14 protein-coding genes are annotated in these 15,521 nt (G+C 43.1%); 4 read left to right on the top strand and 10 right to left on the bottom strand.

The annotated features are described in order from the left end of the window. Positions 1 to 50 precede the first annotated feature (50 nt). Positions 51 to 377 (top strand): peptidase M4, encoded by a 327-nt coding sequence (locus tag BTO28_RS05615; RefSeq protein WP_076764556.1) that lies wholly within the window; start codon positions 51 to 53, stop codon positions 375 to 377. 15 nt (positions 378 to 392) lie between these two features. Here BTO28_RS05615 and trmB read toward each other — a convergent pair whose 3' ends face one another. The 5 genes from trmB to thpR all read right to left on the bottom strand — a co-directional run bounded on the left by trmB (position 393) and on the right by thpR (position 5,655). Continuing rightward, entirely contained in the window at positions 393 to 1,058 is a 666-nt protein-coding gene (gene trmB, locus BTO28_RS05610; protein WP_076764555.1) for a tRNA (guanosine(46)-N7)-methyltransferase TrmB, read from the bottom strand. Beyond that, a complete protein-coding gene (locus tag BTO28_RS05605; protein ID WP_076764554.1) occupies positions 1,042 to 1,869 on the bottom strand; it encodes a phosphotransferase family protein in 828 nt (275 codons plus the stop codon). The genes trmB and BTO28_RS05605 overlap by 17 nt, the downstream gene beginning before the upstream one ends. 133 nt (positions 1,870 to 2,002) lie before the next feature. Continuing rightward, positions 2,003 to 4,138, bottom strand: coding sequence for a type I pullulanase (gene pulA / locus BTO28_RS05600; protein ID WP_076764553.1), 2,136 nt, complete (start codon positions 4,136 to 4,138; stop codon positions 2,003 to 2,005). After that, entirely contained in the window at positions 4,135 to 5,097 is a 963-nt protein-coding gene (locus tag BTO28_RS05595; protein ID WP_076764552.1) for a nuclease-related domain-containing protein, read from the bottom strand. The genes pulA and BTO28_RS05595 overlap by 4 nt, the downstream gene beginning before the upstream one ends. Positions 5,098 to 5,100: 3 nt before the next feature. Further along, positions 5,101 to 5,655 carry an RNA 2',3'-cyclic phosphodiesterase gene (gene thpR / locus BTO28_RS05590; RefSeq protein ID WP_076764551.1) on the bottom strand — a complete coding sequence of 185 codons (555 nt, stop codon included), beginning with the start codon at positions 5,653 to 5,655 and terminating at the stop codon, positions 5,101 to 5,103. A 151-nt stretch (positions 5,656 to 5,806) separates the two neighbouring features. Between thpR and cysK the strand changes: the two genes are divergently transcribed. After that, a complete protein-coding gene (gene cysK / locus BTO28_RS05585; RefSeq protein WP_076764550.1) occupies positions 5,807 to 6,739 on the top strand; it encodes a cysteine synthase A in 933 nt (310 codons plus the stop codon). Positions 6,740 to 6,804: 65 nt separating this feature from the next. Here the strand turns inward: cysK and pepV are convergent, their stop codons facing one another. Continuing rightward, positions 6,805 to 8,220, bottom strand: a complete 1,416-nt coding sequence (gene pepV / locus BTO28_RS05580) for a dipeptidase PepV (protein WP_076764549.1) — start codon at positions 8,218 to 8,220, stop codon at positions 6,805 to 6,807. Between the two features lie 329 nt (positions 8,221 to 8,549). Between pepV and BTO28_RS05575 the strand changes: the two genes are divergently transcribed. Then, positions 8,550 to 8,771, top strand: a complete 222-nt coding sequence (locus tag BTO28_RS05575) for a DeoR family transcriptional regulator (protein ID WP_076764548.1) — start codon at positions 8,550 to 8,552, stop codon at positions 8,769 to 8,771. A gap of 46 nt (positions 8,772 to 8,817) precedes the next feature. Here the strand turns inward: BTO28_RS05575 and BTO28_RS05570 are convergent, their stop codons facing one another. Beyond that, a complete protein-coding gene (locus BTO28_RS05570; RefSeq protein ID WP_076764547.1) occupies positions 8,818 to 9,528 on the bottom strand; it encodes a pseudouridine synthase in 711 nt (236 codons plus the stop codon). Positions 9,529 to 9,545: 17 nt separating this feature from the next. Beyond that, complete coding sequence (locus tag BTO28_RS05565; protein WP_076764546.1) at positions 9,546 to 11,168, bottom strand: putative polysaccharide biosynthesis protein; 1,623 nt, start codon at positions 11,166 to 11,168, stop codon at positions 9,546 to 9,548. Between the two features lie 118 nt (positions 11,169 to 11,286). Between BTO28_RS05565 and BTO28_RS05560 the strand changes: the two genes are divergently transcribed. Continuing rightward, the gene (locus BTO28_RS05560; RefSeq protein ID WP_076764545.1) at positions 11,287 to 12,555 is read left to right on the top strand and encodes a BaiN/RdsA family NAD(P)/FAD-dependent oxidoreductase; all 1,269 of its coding nucleotides are present in this window, start codon (positions 11,287 to 11,289) and stop codon (positions 12,553 to 12,555) included. Between the two features lie 50 nt (positions 12,556 to 12,605). Here BTO28_RS05560 and BTO28_RS05555 read toward each other — a convergent pair whose 3' ends face one another. Together BTO28_RS05555 and leuS are read right to left on the bottom strand one after the other, a co-directional pair. Further along, on the bottom strand, positions 12,606 to 12,917 hold the full coding sequence (locus tag BTO28_RS05555) for a rhodanese-like domain-containing protein (RefSeq protein WP_076764544.1): 312 nt from the start codon (positions 12,915 to 12,917) through the stop codon (positions 12,606 to 12,608). 13 nt (positions 12,918 to 12,930) lie between these two features. Next, entirely contained in the window at positions 12,931 to 15,342 is a 2,412-nt protein-coding gene (leuS, locus tag BTO28_RS05550; RefSeq protein ID WP_076764543.1) for a leucine--tRNA ligase, read from the bottom strand. Between the last annotated feature and the right edge of the window lie 179 nt (positions 15,343 to 15,521).

The following is a 15,521-nucleotide window of genomic DNA, read 5'->3' as shown; positions in this document are numbered from 1 at the left end:
TTTCCTGTATACTTGAATGAAAATAACTTGAGAAACAGGGGGATGAAATTATGAAAAAGTGCGATCGTACAGCTTTTTTGATCGGTGCAGCCGCTGGAGCAGCAGCAGCCTTTCTTATTCAAAAGCAAACTTCCGAATCGATGAACGTGCCGCCTGAAAAAGTATTAAAGCAAATAAAAGAAACCTTTAAACAAAATGGACCTGTGGACGGCTCCTGGATTCAAATGAAACCCGAAGAGTATGAAAATAACGGATTTCGTGTATTAGTATATAAAGGCGGAATTTCCCGTCCTGGCGATACAGGAAATGAACAATTTGAATTTGCGGCGGACGCCAAAACAGGTACGCTTTTAAACGTACAGTCTGTCAATTTATAAAAAAAGCTCAAACGGTTAACCGTTTGAGCTTTTTATGTGTGCAGGTTTGAATCTCGCTTCCGACCGGTAAATGCGCTGTCCTTTTAAAGAAAATTTTTCTTCGTATTCTGTCATTACGTTGCCTTCAAAAGCGCTCTTATGAAGATCAAGGCTGACAAACGTAAGCAGCATGCCGTATTCCGAAAAGCTTTTTAATGAGTATTCAAAAAGCCCCTGGTTGTCTGTTTTAAAATGAACTTCGCCGCCTTCCGGCATAATCGTTTCATACAAATTCAAAAATGACTTATACGTTAAACGGCGCTTTGCGTGCCGCGTTTTCGGCCACGGGTCTGAAAAGTTCAAGTAAACTCGTCCTACTTCACCTTTTTCAAAATAATCGAGAAGATCGGATCCATCTACATTTAAAAGCTTAACATTTGGCAAATCTGCTTCAATTAAACGATCAAGCGCGGTGATGATAACACTCTCATACAGCTCAATACCGATATAGTTAACATCAGGATTTTGTTTCGCCATACCTGCAACAAATTGCCCTTTTCCGCTTCCCACTTCAATATGAATTGGGTTGTCGTTGCCAAACACTTCTTGCCAGCGTCCTTTTACTTTGGACGGTTCAGGGATAATAAATTGTGGATGAGCATTAATTTTTTCACGTGCCCACGGTTTATTTCTTAAACGCATCGTGCTTTGTCTCTCCATTTCCAAATAAATTCTTATCATCAATCATCAACCGGTGCAGTGCAGCAATGATTCTATTCATGTCATGAAAGCGGCTTTTTTCCCGGTTCCATTCAATCCATAAAAGCATCTGCGCAGCTGCGTACCATTTCATCCGTCTATAAAAAGACGGTGTCAATTCAATACCATATTCATAAAGCCAGTCAGACCATTTCTCCCGTTCAACGTAGCCAAACAGAAGTGTGCCAATATCCATCGCCGGGTCGGCAATCATTGCACCGTCCCAGTCAATTAAAAAAAGCTCGTCTTCGTCAGATAAAAGCCAGTTATGGTGATTAACATCCCCATGGCAAACGACAAACTGTGTTTCCGGCACAGATGGCAGCTGCGTTTCGAGAAACCTTACTGCCGCTGCTATATCCGGATGCGTATATAAAACATCGACACGTGAATGAATTTCATGAAGCATCATCGATGGCAAAAAGGGCTTTTTTCCAAGCCGCTTTAGCATGGATAACAGGGGATTCGATGAATGGATTTTCCCCATTAATCTTGCGACCCTTCCAGACTCCATTTCATCCGGAGCCAGTTCACGCCCATTCATCCAATGCTGTGCGGAAATGACATCACCATTTTCAAGGCGCTTCGTCCAGACAAGTTTCGGAACGATTCCTTCTGCTGAAAGCATAGCAAGAAAAGGCGAAGAGTTCCGTTTTAAAAACAGCTCTTTTCCCCCATGTCTAGCAAAAAATGCTTTGCCGGTTACGCCTCCTGCCGGCGTGATCTCCCAGTCTCTGCCAAGAAAATGTTCCACAATGTCTCACCTTTTCATAAAAAAAAGACAGCAGCCGCTTCGAAAAACAATCGCTGTCTTTTTACGTTCCTGTTATCGTATGAAGTATTGTACCATGAAAAAGAGGTTTCTGCCAGCTCAATTCGACAAGAAACTACCGGACAAAAACAGCACAGCTAAATCCATCCACATGTCCGGTTGACAGTTCTGTTTCAAATGGCGTAACTTCTGCTTTTGAACCGGACACAATTTGACTCCATAGTTCACCATCAGGAAGCGAAAAACTTGATACCGATGCGCCAGCATTAAATGAAAGAAGAAGGTCATGCCACTCACCGTACGCGCCAACATCCTTTAACCATATGGAAAGCGTATCCGCATTAGATGGCCATTTAACAATGTGATAGCAGATTGCTTCTTCTGAACGAAGCCGGAATGCGCCATGTTTTTTTCGTAAAGCGATTAATCGTTTCACGTAGTCAACATTGTCGATAAACTCACCCCGGCGCCGCCAGTCAATCTGGTTAATGATATCCGAACTCGTAAAGCTGTTTTCAACACCATGTTTCGTGCGGCAAAATTCCTGCCCCGCATGCAAAAACGGAATGCCCTGTGACAATAAAACAAATGCTGTAGCGAGACGGTGCTTTCGTTTATTTTGTAGCAAATCACCAGGGAAACACGCTTCAAGTTTATCCCAGAGCGTATAATTATCGTGACACTCTACATAGTTTACAGATTGCACCGGTGAATGAAATAGACGGTCGCCCCCGGCACAGCCTGCATTTGCAGTAAAAGCGGCAAATGCTCGATCCATCAATTGGTTATTGCCAAACGCAAACCCCGTTTCAAATAACTGAAATGTGCTTCCTTTAATGGAGTCACGAAAACGATCGTTAAAAAACGCTGCTTCCGGTAGCTGCTGCTCATTCTGAATTGTTGCTTTTTTCTCTGATGGAAGAGCTGTGTTTAAATCCCAGCCTTCTCCTAATATAATGGCTCCCTGTTTATGTTCACGAACTTGTTTCACTACTTCCTGCATCGTTTCCACATCCAACAGTCCCATTAAGTCAAAGCGAAAGCCGTCCAGATTATACGCTGTAAGCCAATACTGAAGAGACTCCAATATGAATTTCCGAGCCATTTTCCGCTCAGAAGCAAAATCATTGCCGCAGCCTGAACCATTCGATGGCATCCCGTCTGATCCATGACGAAAAAAGTAACCCGGTACAAGACGTTCAAATGAAGAAGTTTCCCGGACAAAAACATGATTATACACTACATCCATAATGACGCGAATCCCTTTTTTATGAAACGCTTCAATCATTTTTTTTAATTCAAGGGACCGAGCGTATAAATCGGACGGATCCGTACTAAAACTGCCTTCAGGTACATTAAAAAAAAGCGGGTTGTAGCCCCAGTTATAGTTCGCAGATGAATCAATATCCGATACTCCGAAAAAATCAAAAAATGGCAAAAATTGAATGTGTGTGATCCCGAGTGATGCCACATAATCCAATCCTGTTGGCTGTCCATCTGGGCTTTGGGTTCCTTCTTCCGCCAACCCTGCATACATTCCCCGTCTTTTAATACCGCTTTCGGGCTGAACGGACAAGTCCCGGATTGACGCTTCATAAATCACCGCATCCAGCGGTGAAGAAAACGGCGGCAATGAATGCTTTGGAACATCCATATTTTCTAGATTGACAACTCTCGCCCACTCACTGTGTACAGACACCATTTTTGCGTATGGATCGACAGCTTCATGCCACACGTTATTAATACGGACCTGGTAGTGATAAAAATACCCTTCCGTATCTTCGTTAAGCACAGCCTCAAATGTGCCTGACGCACCTCGTTCCATCGGAATATAGCGAAGCGGGCTGTCCGCTTTTTCTTTAAATTTCACAAATGCTTCCGTTGCAGTTGGCGCCCAAACACGAAAGGTTGTTTGTTCATTCGAGTATATCGCACCGAGTTCTCCGTCGTAGTAAAATAATTGATCAAACTCTTCCGTACGAATGACCGCACCCATCTGAAGGTCTGTCCGCATCAATCGTTCATCAAGAATGACATGCTCTCTACCGAAATCCGGTATTTCTTGGGATCGGCAGACGTATTTTACCGTTGTATCAAGTTCCTGCTTTTCAACAATTGTCATTCTCGTTACAACATGCCCGCTCTCAAGATAAAAAGAAGCAGATTGTCCATTATAATAATGCTTTGGCAAAAGAATGGTCACTTCATTTAATTTGTCCAAATATGCATGAAATGGACGGGTGTTAATCATTGGGATTCCTCCTCTTCCCATTCTGGGCGGCGGATGCTGATTGTGTCTGCGTGGTCTAGTAATGCTTTTGCTGCTTTCAGCTGATTCGTTTTAAGCGGTGATGACATGGTCCGCATGTGTTGAAACCAGCTGTCGAATGTACGTTTATCAATATATTCAATATCGGCCGGCGCACCGGGATAATCAATATAGCCATTTCGCGATAATATTGCTTTTCGAACAGGGATCTCAATTTTTTCATGGTGCAAAAGTTTCTTAACTAGCGTTTCCGTTCGGGAAAGCGGTACGATTGGGCTTAGGATCCTCGTTTCCTTATTGCTGAATCGTTTCGTCCAAAATCGTTCCGGCGCACCTGCAAAGACAGCGTTATTTTGATCTTCTAAAAAGGTAATACACCATACTTCTACCGGAGTAATGATGACAACATCCAGTTCAACAACCGCCTTTTGCAAACGAAAAACCGGCTCGTACAAAACAAGAAATGTATCAGGCAGCCTTTTCAGCAAAAATTTCAACCGTTCATCGACAAAATATTTATGATCAAGCGGCGACTTATGGAGAAGTGTAGAACTCGCCCATTTCACTTGGAAGTGATACATTTTTTCTACAAACAGCTTCTTTGCATCATCTTCTGTGTACAACATTTTTGATTCTGTTTCGTTAATCGAAAACATGGTTTCTTCTTCTGTCTCCTGGACTGTCATCTCCTCTTCTGGAATCGAACGTTCTTTTTTAGAAAACAACGATCGAAACAAACCGACTTTTTCTTTTTCCGGTTCAATCATCCAGTTGTCTTCCAATTGTGCAGGTTCGGAAAAAGGTTCTCTTTTTTGACGTTCCCAGTTCGCGTAAAACTTTTCCCATTCCTGTTTTTTCAAACGGACGTAGCGCGCTGGATAATGGAAGAGATCGTTTTCATATCGTGATATGTAATTTTGTAGTTTAATTAATTGCGCCATGCATTATTCCTCTTTCCTCAAGTTTAAGAAATGCGACCATTTTTTTGTATATCGCGGTTCATTCATACTGTTCGTTTCATACAAGGCAACTTCATTTATCTGAAAAGACGGCCACTCCGGTTCGGAACCAGGTTTATACGGACCCTCTCCAATCCACTTTCTTGCTGTAGTCACATGAGGACGGAATGGTTTTTTATCAAGTATGAAGCCTGCTTTACGACACGCGTCCGCCACGTGTGACTGAAGACGGTAAAGTGCTTCAGATTCATCCATTCCCACCCAGAAAATGCGGGGAGATAACGGGGTGCCAAACGTATGAAATGATGACAGCGTTACTTGAAAAGGCCGTTCATTTAGTAACTTTTGTTTAATAAGTGTGCAAGCTTCCAGAAGAGCATTTTCTTCTGCTGCCCCGATAAATGACAGTGTAATATGATAATCATCGGGGTGAGTAAAACGCTTAAATGGAAATTGACGCCGTTTCATCTCGTGATAAATGGTTTTTTTCACATCATCAGGTATGACAACAGCAAAAAAATAATGAGGTTTCGACTTCATTTTCTCCACTCCTTATTTCGTCCAAATTCTTTCTTTTGTTTAACAAAAATAATGTAGAACAGAATGATCATGATATTTTTAATCTGTGTATATTCATTGGATTTATAAGAGTGATATGGTTTAATATAAAGAAATAGAAAGGGTGACATAAGTGAAAGTAGTAAATAATATAGCCAATTTGATCGGCGATACACCTGTCGTCAAATTACAGCGTCTGTCACCTGAAGATGGAGCAGACGTCTATGTGAAATTGGAATTTTATAATCCAAGCAAAAGCGTAAAAGACCGCGCTGCTTATAATATGATCGTTGAAGCAGAAAAATCAGGGAAACTGAAACCGGGTGCAACAATTATTGAACCAACGAGCGGAAATACCGGCATCGGCATCGCCATGAATGCTGCCGCGCGCGGATACAAATCGATTCTTGTCATGCCCGATACAATGACAAAAGAACGGATCAACATTTTAAGAGCATACGGTGCTGAAGTCGTGTTAACTCCAGGGGATGAAAAAATGCCCGGCTCTATCAAAAAAGCGATTGAACTCGCCGAAGAAATACCTGGAAGTTTTATCCCGATGCAATTTGACAACCCGGCAAATCCGGATGCCCACCGTGAAACAACTGCGGCTGAAATTATTGACGCAGTTAATCAAATTGGCAAAAATTTCGCCTCATTTATCGCGAGTGCGGGTACAGGCGGAACAATTACCGGTACAGGCGAAGAATTAAAAAAACAGTATCCAGATTTAACTGTTCACGTCGTTGAGCCAGCTGGATCACCTGTTTTATCTGGCGGCAAGCCCGGTAAGCATAAGCTTGTCGGCACAAGTCCCGGCTTTGTACCAAAAACGCTCAACACAGAGGTATACAACTCGATCTTTAAAATTGAAGATGACGATGCATATAATATTACACGCAGGTTAGCTGCTGAAGAAGGCATTTTAATCGGTCCTTCAGGCGGTGCTACTTGTTTTGCGGCCATTGAAGTGGCAAAAACATTGACGAAAGACGATATCGTGATCTGTATTGCGCCAGATACCGGTGAACGATACTTGTCAACTGACGTCTTTCAATATGAATAAGCTATACTGTAATCCCGCCTATAAAACGAAGAGGCGGGAATTTTTTTTATAAAGTCTATTCACGTTTATTTCCCTGCTAGTTCCACAATCGTACGGGCATAAATGGAGGCGGCTTGTAACAGATCTCCTAAAAAGGCGTATTCGTCTTTTTGATGAGCCACGTCCGGTCTGCCAGGGAACAGTGCACCAAATGCGACACCTCTTTTAAGAGCCCTTGCATACGTTCCTCCCCCGATCGACAGCAGTTCAGATTTTTTCCCTGTTTCCTCCTCATACACACGTTTCAGTGTTTCGATAAACGGATCATTCGGGTTCACGTAATGAGGTTCACTATTTGAAACAATTTGTATGGAGGCCCATTCTTTTTCGATTCGTTCCTTTAGCGATATCATTTCATTATCAAATGGGAATGAAACTGGATATCGGATATTAACACCGATTTGAGCCAATTTCTCTTTTTCATAGCGAAAAATGGCTGCGTTCACTGTTACATCGCCCATTTCCTCGTCTGTTGCAGCTATACCTAGCGCCCGGCCGCGTGTATCACCTTCAAAATAACGCAGTATAAATTGTATATATGCGGCCGAAGCCCTATCAAGATGCTGCCTGCTTAAAAATGCCGCTAAAGACAACGCAGCATTTTGGCCGAGATCGGGCTCCATTGCATGGGCAGATCGGCCGTTTATTTCAAGCACAACAACACCGCTGTCAATGTGATAACTGCCATTCAAATTGTTCTCTTCTATATATTCTGTGTAACTTTGCAAGAATAGTGTATGATTTTGATCAATTACTAAAGAGGCACGGGCAAAATCGGGCACCATATTATACCTGCGTCCTGAATCAAATAACGTCATGACTACATCCGCTAAACCCGGCGGCGGCACCTGCATATCAATTTGTACATCAGCAATCCCTTTTTCCGCAAAAATAATTGGAAAATCAGCATCTGGAGCAAAGCCGACATCCGGCATTTCTTCCGTTTTAAAATAGCGATCAACGCAAAGCCAGTCGCTTTCTTCATCAGTACCGACAATCATCCGAACCCGCTTTTCAAGTGGAATGCCGAGTTCCTTCACCATTTTCATTGCATAATAAGCAGCCATCGTCGGTCCTTTATCATCAATCGCCCCACGGCCGAATATTTTCCCTGATTCTAGTTCACCACCGAACGGTTCACGCGTCCAGCCGTCTCCTTCGGGGACAACATCGACATGGCATAAGATACCGATTAATTCATCCCCTTCTCCCATTTCTATATGGCCTGCGACATTATCTATATTTTTTACTTGAAACCCATCTTTTTCCGCGAGTGTTATCATATAATCGAGCGCTTCTTTTACCTGCTTCCCGAATGGTGCTTCTTTCTCATTTTTTTCCTCTTCACTTTTAACACTCGGAATTTGAATGAGTTTTTGAAGATCCGCTGTAAAATCATCACGTCGTTTAAGTATTTCGTCCATCCAGTTCATTTTGTTCATGTGACTCCCCCCATATTTATAGTTTACAATGGATCTGTTTTACAAACCAATTTTGACGCTGAAAGAATGATTGTGAATTTTCTGTATATATTTTATAAATGATGTTTTTTTCCGGTTTAAGGGATAAGATCATGAAAAAAAGGTAAATATATTGTAAATTCAGCTTTTTTTCTAGCAAAATATGAATAAATACAGTACACTTTAATTGTCAGACACTTTACACTATATTGCAAAGGAGATGTCTGAGACACTTCATTCATTTGATAAGTTTTTGTTGCTGCCGACTGCTGTTGTTATGCCTCAGGGAAAAAAGATGAGGGAGTGGTTTTTTGAAACCGACTACAAATCGGATGCTAAATCGAATCAAATCCGTCTACATGTTTATTAAAGAAAATGGCACTGTGACCACACAGGATCTTGTAGATGAGTTTGGCATCACCCCACGCACCATTCAACGCGACTTAAATGTACTAGCTTATAATGAGCTCGTCGTTAGTCCCACACGCGGAAAATGGACGACAACAGAAAAAAAAGTACGAATGACTTCCTAAAATTCTTATATAAAAACGGCTGTCCCATTAGTGGACAGCCGTTTTTTCAGTTTCCTTTTAATAACTCTATTTCTTCAACCGTTAATTCCCGATATTCTCCAAGTTCTAATGATTCATCCAGCCCGAGCGGTCCCATCGATAAGCGTTTTAAATATTGTACCTCTTTTCCAACTGCTAAAAACATCCGCTTTACTTGATGAAACTTTCCTTCTGTAATCGTCAGTTCAATTTCAGATTCCTCGCCGCTCGATAGAATAACGAGGTCAGCCGGCTTTGTTGCATATCCATCTTCCAGTGTCACGCCATTCGCGAATGCTTCAATATCTTCTTCTGTCACCCGGCCTTTAACACGGGCAAAATACGTTTTTGGCACATGGCGTTTTGGAGACAGCAGGCTATGGGATAATTGCCCGTCATTTGTTAACAGCAGCATGCCTTCAGTATCTTTATCGAGCCTGCCTACCGGATGAGGGTCAAAATGGCGATGAATCTCATCAAGCAAATCAATCACTGTTTCATCACGGCTATCCTCCGTTGCCGAAATAACCCCATCTGGTTTATTCATCATTAAATAGACGAATTCGCGATACTCAACAGGTTCGTCAAAAAGGTGCACCTGATCCATTTCCGGATCAACATGTGTTTTCGCATCTTTCACCATTTTTCCATTAACCGTGACGCCTCCGCTTTTCAAAAGCTTTTTCACTTCTTTCCGGGACCCCATCCCGGAATTTGCCAGCATTTTATCAAGACGCATATTGTTCCTCTTTTCCTTTATGCTTTTTTCAAGCGAAGTTTTCGTTTTATCCCATCAAGCCGTGAGCCGAAAAGCGCCTCAAGCAGACCAGCTTTGCTGCTGAGCGCGAAATATACGATAGCACCTGCAACAGCACAGATCATCACATTCAGCAATGCTGTCCATAAGTATTCAGGGGAAAGCAATAGTGAAAGAACACCATTTAACCCGAGCACAACAACCGCCATCGCACCATTAAACAAGACAATCAAAGCAATTTTTTTTGCAATGGGACGAAGTGAGTAGCCCGCGTAATGACGGATCACGAACAAATTCATTGCAATGGACGTGAGATATCCAAGCGCTGTTGCGTAAACCGCTCCTTCTGTTTCGAATAATTTAATGAGCGGCATATTTAACGTTAATTTCACTAAAATCCCTGTCAGCAAACTGAGCACCGTAAAGCGCTGTTCATTAATTCCCTGTAAAATGGCCGCTGTGACCGAGAACATGGCGAATAAAATAGCTACTGGCGCATACACGCGCAGTACATCTGTACCGAGTTCACTATGTTCATAAAAAACCGTATAAAGCGGTTCAGCCAACAGGGCAATGCCGACTGCTGCCGGGATCGTTAAATAAAGGAGAACTTCAAATGTTTGATTAAGCTGCCGTTTCACAACTCCGTGGTCTCCTGAGACGAAAGACTTTGTCACAAGAGGTACGAGCGTCATCGCAAAAGCCGTCGCCAGTGAAACGGGAATAATGACAAGTTTCTGTGTGCTGAAATTTAAAATTCCAAATGCAGCATCCGCCTGACTTGCAAGACCAATTTCAGCCATCGCCCGGTTAAACGTCACTGTATCAATAAGCTGATAAAGCGGAATCGCTATGCCGACAAAGATAAAAGGAATCGCATAAAGGACAATTTCCGAGTACATGCCGGTAAGTGAAACGTCCGCCTGTCCCTTATTTTTTTTCAGCAACTCATCCAAATGTTTTTTTCGTTTGAAAAAATACCAGAATAAGACAAGCAGACCGAATATCGCACCAATAAAAGCGGCAAATGTCGCTACGCTGATTGCCATGACAACCGAACCGCCCATTATGTGAATGACTACATAAGCGCCTGTCAGCAAAAAGGCGATGCGGGCAATTTGCTCAACAACCGTAGAGACAGCTGATGGAGCCATTGACTGATGCCCCTGAAAAAAGCCGCGCATTAAACTCATAAACGGCACAATAATTAGCGCAAAACTTACTGCCCGAATAACGGTCGTCACTTGTTCAACCGTATAAACCTGCTCGCTGTCTGGAATAGACAGTTCCGCAAAAAACGGTGCAAACATGTACATAATAAGAAAAGCGGAAAATCCGGTAAGCGTCATTAGCAAGAGTCCGGACTTAAACAATTTTCGCCCGACAGCATATTCTTCGAGCGCATTATATTTTGCGATGTACTTTGATACCGCAAGCGGGACACCGGCCGTCGCAATGCTGATAAAAATAGTATATGGCACATAACCATAACTATACAATGCCGCCGCTTCTTCCCCGCCGATAATTTTATAAAACGGTATAACGTAAAAAAGGCCTAAAAACTTGGAGATAAACGTTCCGAGCGTTAAAATGAACGTTCCTCGTATTAAATTGGATGACATGTTTAATCCCTCATTTTTAAAATAGAACACCACTAAATAGTGTAACTCTTCCAATCGTTTCTGACAATTTATTTCCCGTCTGCTATAATGAACAAAGTTTAAATATGAGGTGACATGTATGTATGACGTAATCGTTGTAGGCGGAGGTCCTGCGGGGCTGATGGCCGCTATTGCATCAGGGCGGGCAGGAGCACGAACATTGTTAATTGATAAAGGGAAAAAACCTGGGAATAAACTGCAAATTTCCGGCGGCGGACGGTGCAATGTAACAAACCGGCTCCCGGTGGAAGAAATCATCCGTCACATCCCAGGAAATGGCCGGTTTTTATACAGCGCCTTCTCTGTTTTTAGCAATGAGGACATTATCCGATTTTTTGAAAGCCTCGGTGTTAAATTAAAAGAAGAAGACCATGGCCGGATGTTTCCTGTATCAAACCGGGCCCAGGACGTTGTTGAAGCCCTGCTCGGTGAACTGAAGCGGCTGCGCGTTGACATGCGTCTCGAGTCCCCCGTTCAAAAACTACTGATAAATGAGGAACGTGTAGTAGGAATCCGGTTTAAATCTGGCGAAGAAATTCGCGCCGGCGCTGTGGTGCTCGCAACAGGAGGCAAAGCCGTACCGCAAACCGGGTCAACAGGTGACGGATATCCGTGGGCAGAGCGCGCCGGCCATACGGTGACTGAGCTGTTCCCAACAGAAGTACCGATCACCTCGAAAGAACCGTTTATTGTGAATCGTTCCATGCAAGGACTTGCACTTCGTGACGTCGGATTATCCGTGCTGAATAAAAAAGGCAAACCGCTTGTAACACACCGGATGGATATGCTGTTTACCCATTTCGGTCTGTCTGGACCTGCTGCATTGCGATGCAGCCAGTATGTAGTCAAAGAATTGAAGAAAAATGGATCACCTGTTACGATGGTGATTGATGCATGGCCGGATGGCAACGAACATGATGCAGGTATGACCATACGCAAATGCTTGAAAGAAGAGCCAAAAAAAGCGGTAAAAAACAGTTTAAAAGGACTTTTGCCGGAGCGTTATTTACACTTTTTACTTGAAAGGGCAGGAATTGATTTAGATACACCAGGCAATCAAATTTCAGAAACTGCGATACGAGAACTTGCTTCATTGATGAAATCATTTAAAATTGCCGTAAACGGTACATTGCCGCTCGAAAAAGCATTCGTTACGGGAGGCGGCGTGTCAGTAAAAGAAATAGAGCCAAAAACGATGGCATCCAAAAAGAAACCGGGTCTTTTTTTCTGTGGTGAAATTATCGACATTCACGGCTACACCGGAGGGTACAATATTACTGCAGCTCTCATTACCGGACATATTGCCGGTACAAATGCAGCTATAAAATCCGATAACAAAACAACCTAGTCCTGAGAACAACGAAAAAGACTGTGCGATTTTCTCGCACAGTCTTTTTCTCATTTCGGCGCTGTTTCGCCAGTATAATCAAGCATGCCGCCTGTCATGTTTATTGCTTTGTAGCCATTTCCGATCAAGTAGCGTGCTACATTTTCTGAGCGCACACCTGAACGGCAAATAATAATGTAGTCTGTTTCTTTATCCAGACGATCTAAATTTTCTGGAATAGTACCCATTACAATATGTTCAGCCTGCGGAATCATCCCTTGAGCGACTTCGTCATCTTCACGCACATCGATCAACGAGATATTTTCGCCGTTTTCAATTTTTTGTCTTACTTCTTCTGCTGTAATTGTTGGAATCATCTTCATCATCCCTTCAAATTTAGTTAGCTACTACGTTCACAAGTTTCCCTGGAACAGCAATCACTTTGCGAACCGTTTTGCCGGCAAGCTCTTCTTTGAATATTTCATTTGCAAGGGCAATCTCTTCCATTTGTTCCCGAGTTGCGTCTTTTGAAACCATTAACTTTGCTTTCACTTTGCCGTTCAACTGAAGAACAATTTCCACTTCGTCATCGATAAGCTTTGATTCATCAAACGCAGGCCAAGCTTCGTATGTTACAGTTTCTTTATGGCCAAGCTTTTCCCACAATTCTTCTGCAAGATGCGGTGCAAGCGGCGACAATAGCTTGACAAAACCCTCGGCAAATTCAGCTGGAATTGTTTCTGCTTTGTTTGCTTCATTAACAAAGACCATCATCTGAGAAATAGCCGTATTAAACCGGAGTCCTTCATAGTCTTCCGTTACTTTTTTCACCGTTTGATGATACACTTTTTCAAGTTCTGAACCGTTTTCTGTTATTTTCGATGTTAAAGATCCATCGTCCGAAACAAGCAGGCGCCAGATGCGGTCAAGGAATCGGCGTGCACCGTCGAGACCGGTTGTGCTCCACGCAACAGAAGCTTCTAATGGCCCCATGAACATTTCATAAAGACGAAGAGTATCGGCACCATGACTTTCCACGATTTCATCAGGATTGACAACATTGCCTTTTGATTTACTCATTTTTTCATTGTTTTCACCAAGAATCATGCCCTGGTTAAATAATTTTTGGAACGGCTCTTTCGTGTGAACAACACCGATATCATATAATACCTTATGCCAGAAACGCGCATAAAGAAGATGCAGGACGGCATGTTCGGCGCCTCCAATGTAAATATCAACCGGCAGCCAGCGTTTCAGTTTTTCGGGATCTGCAAGTGCTTCAGAATTATCCGGATCAATAAAACGCAAGTAATACCAGCAGCTTCCTGCCCATTGCGGCATTGTATTAGTTTCGCGGCGGCCTTTCTTGCCTGTTTCAGGATCTACCACGTTTACCCAGTCTTCAATGATCGCAAGCGGTGATTCCCCTGTACCGGATGGACGAATTTCAGTCGTTTTAGGCAAGACAAGTGGAAGTTCAGATTCAGGTACTGCAGTTGTTGTCCCATCTTCCCAGTGAATAATTGGAATCGGCTCACCCCAATAACGCTGGCGGCTAAACAGCCAATCGCGGAGACGGTATGTTACTTTTTTCGTACCGACTCCTTCTTTCTCCAGCCACTCGATCATCTTTTTAATGCCTTCTTCTTTATTTAATCCGTCAACAAAGCCGGAATTTACATGAGGTCCGTCACCTGTGTATGCTTCTTTCTCTACATTTCCACCGGCAACGACTTCTTTAATCGTAATGTCGAATTTTTTTGCGAATTCATAGTCACGTTCATCATGTGCAGGAACTGCCATAATCGCACCTGTTCCGTATGTGATCAATACGTAGTCAGCAATCCAGATCGGCATTTTTTCGCCGTTAACCGGATTGATCGCGTATGCGCCTGTAAACACACCAGTTTTATCTTTTGCCAGATCGGTCCGTTCAAGGTCGCTTTTTGATTTCACTTGATTAATATATGCTTCAACAGCTGATTTTTGCCCCGCTGTCGTAATTTTATCAACAAAAGGATGTTCCGGAGCGAGCACTGCATATGTCGCGCCAAATAATGTGTCCGGACGTGTTGTGAATACGGTGAATGTTTCATCATAACCGTCAATCGCAAACGTAACTTCAGCTCCTTCTGAACGGCCGATCCAGTTGCGCTGCATTTCCTTAATGCTTTCAGGCCAGTCCAAGTCTTCTAAGTCCTCGATTAAGCGGTCTGCATATTTCGTAATTTTCAGCATCCACTGTCTCATTGGACGTCGTTCAACAGGATGGCCGCCGCGTTCTGATTTTCCGTCGATGACTTCTTCGTTCGCCAAAACGGTTCCGAGCGCCGGGCACCAGTTCACAGGTACTTCATCGACATAAGCAAGCCCTTTTTTATATAACTGAAGGAAAATCCACTGTGTCCATTTATAATAGTTCGGATCCGTCGTATTAATTTCACGGTCCCAGTCGTATGAGAAGCCAAGCGACTTAATTTGACGGCGGAAATTGTTAATATTCTGCTCGGTAAATTCAGCCGGATCGTTTCCTGTATCGAGCGCATATTGCTCCGCTGGAAGCCCAAATGCATCCCATCCCATTGGATGAAGCACATTGTATCCATTCATCCGTTTAAAGCGGCTTAAAATATCCGTCGCTGTATAGCCTTCCGGATGACCGACGTGAAGCCCGGCACCGGATGGATACGGGAACATATCCAGCGCATAAAATTTCGGTTTATCCGTCTCATCATTCATTTTAAACGTTTTATTTTCTTCCCAGTACTGCTGCCATTTTTGTTCAATTTGCTTATGATTGAAATTCATACGTTGAACCTGCCTTCCATCTTATGTAATCGACAAATGAAAAAACTCCCGCCCCAAATATGGGACAGGAGAGAACTGTCTCTTCCCGTGGTACCACCCAATTGTGAATGTACGCGGCGAGTCAACCGGCCTGCACCATCCACCGGCTCTCTTCATTATAAACCTTTAACACTCATTGT

Source organism: Domibacillus epiphyticus, assembly GCF_001975785.1.
Lineage (GTDB): Bacteria > Bacillota > Bacilli > Bacillales > Domibacillaceae > Domibacillus > Domibacillus epiphyticus.
This window is presented reverse-complemented; position numbering and strand designations above follow the sequence as displayed.

Excerpts from the sequence above, each read along its gene's own strand:
- BTO28_RS05615 (WP_076764556.1), top strand. The coding sequence starts at position 51 with ATGAAAAAGTGCGATCGTACAGCTTTTTTGATCGGTGCAGCCGCTGGA.
- trmB (WP_076764555.1), bottom strand. The coding sequence starts at position 1,058 with ATGCGTTTAAGAAATAAACCGTGGGCACGTGAAAAAATTAATGCTCAT.
- pulA (WP_076764553.1), bottom strand. The coding sequence starts at position 4,138 with ATGATTAACACCCGTCCATTTCATGCATATTTGGACAAATTAAATGAA.
- BTO28_RS05595 (WP_076764552.1), bottom strand. The coding sequence starts at position 5,097 with ATGGCGCAATTAATTAAACTACAAAATTACATATCACGATATGAAAAC.
- thpR (WP_076764551.1), bottom strand. The coding sequence starts at position 5,655 with ATGAAGTCGAAACCTCATTATTTTTTTGCTGTTGTCATACCTGATGAT.
- pepV (WP_076764549.1), bottom strand. The coding sequence starts at position 8,220 with ATGAACAAAATGAACTGGATGGACGAAATACTTAAACGACGTGATGAT.
- BTO28_RS05570 (WP_076764547.1), bottom strand. The coding sequence starts at position 9,528 with ATGCGTCTTGATAAAATGCTGGCAAATTCCGGGATGGGGTCCCGGAAA.
- BTO28_RS05565 (WP_076764546.1), bottom strand. The coding sequence starts at position 11,168 with ATGTCATCCAATTTAATACGAGGAACGTTCATTTTAACGCTCGGAACG.
- BTO28_RS05560 (WP_076764545.1), top strand. The coding sequence starts at position 11,287 with ATGTATGACGTAATCGTTGTAGGCGGAGGTCCTGCGGGGCTGATGGCC.
- BTO28_RS05555 (WP_076764544.1), bottom strand. The coding sequence starts at position 12,917 with ATGAAGATGATTCCAACAATTACAGCAGAAGAAGTAAGACAAAAAATT.
- leuS (WP_076764543.1), bottom strand. The coding sequence starts at position 15,342 with ATGAATTTCAATCATAAGCAAATTGAACAAAAATGGCAGCAGTACTGG.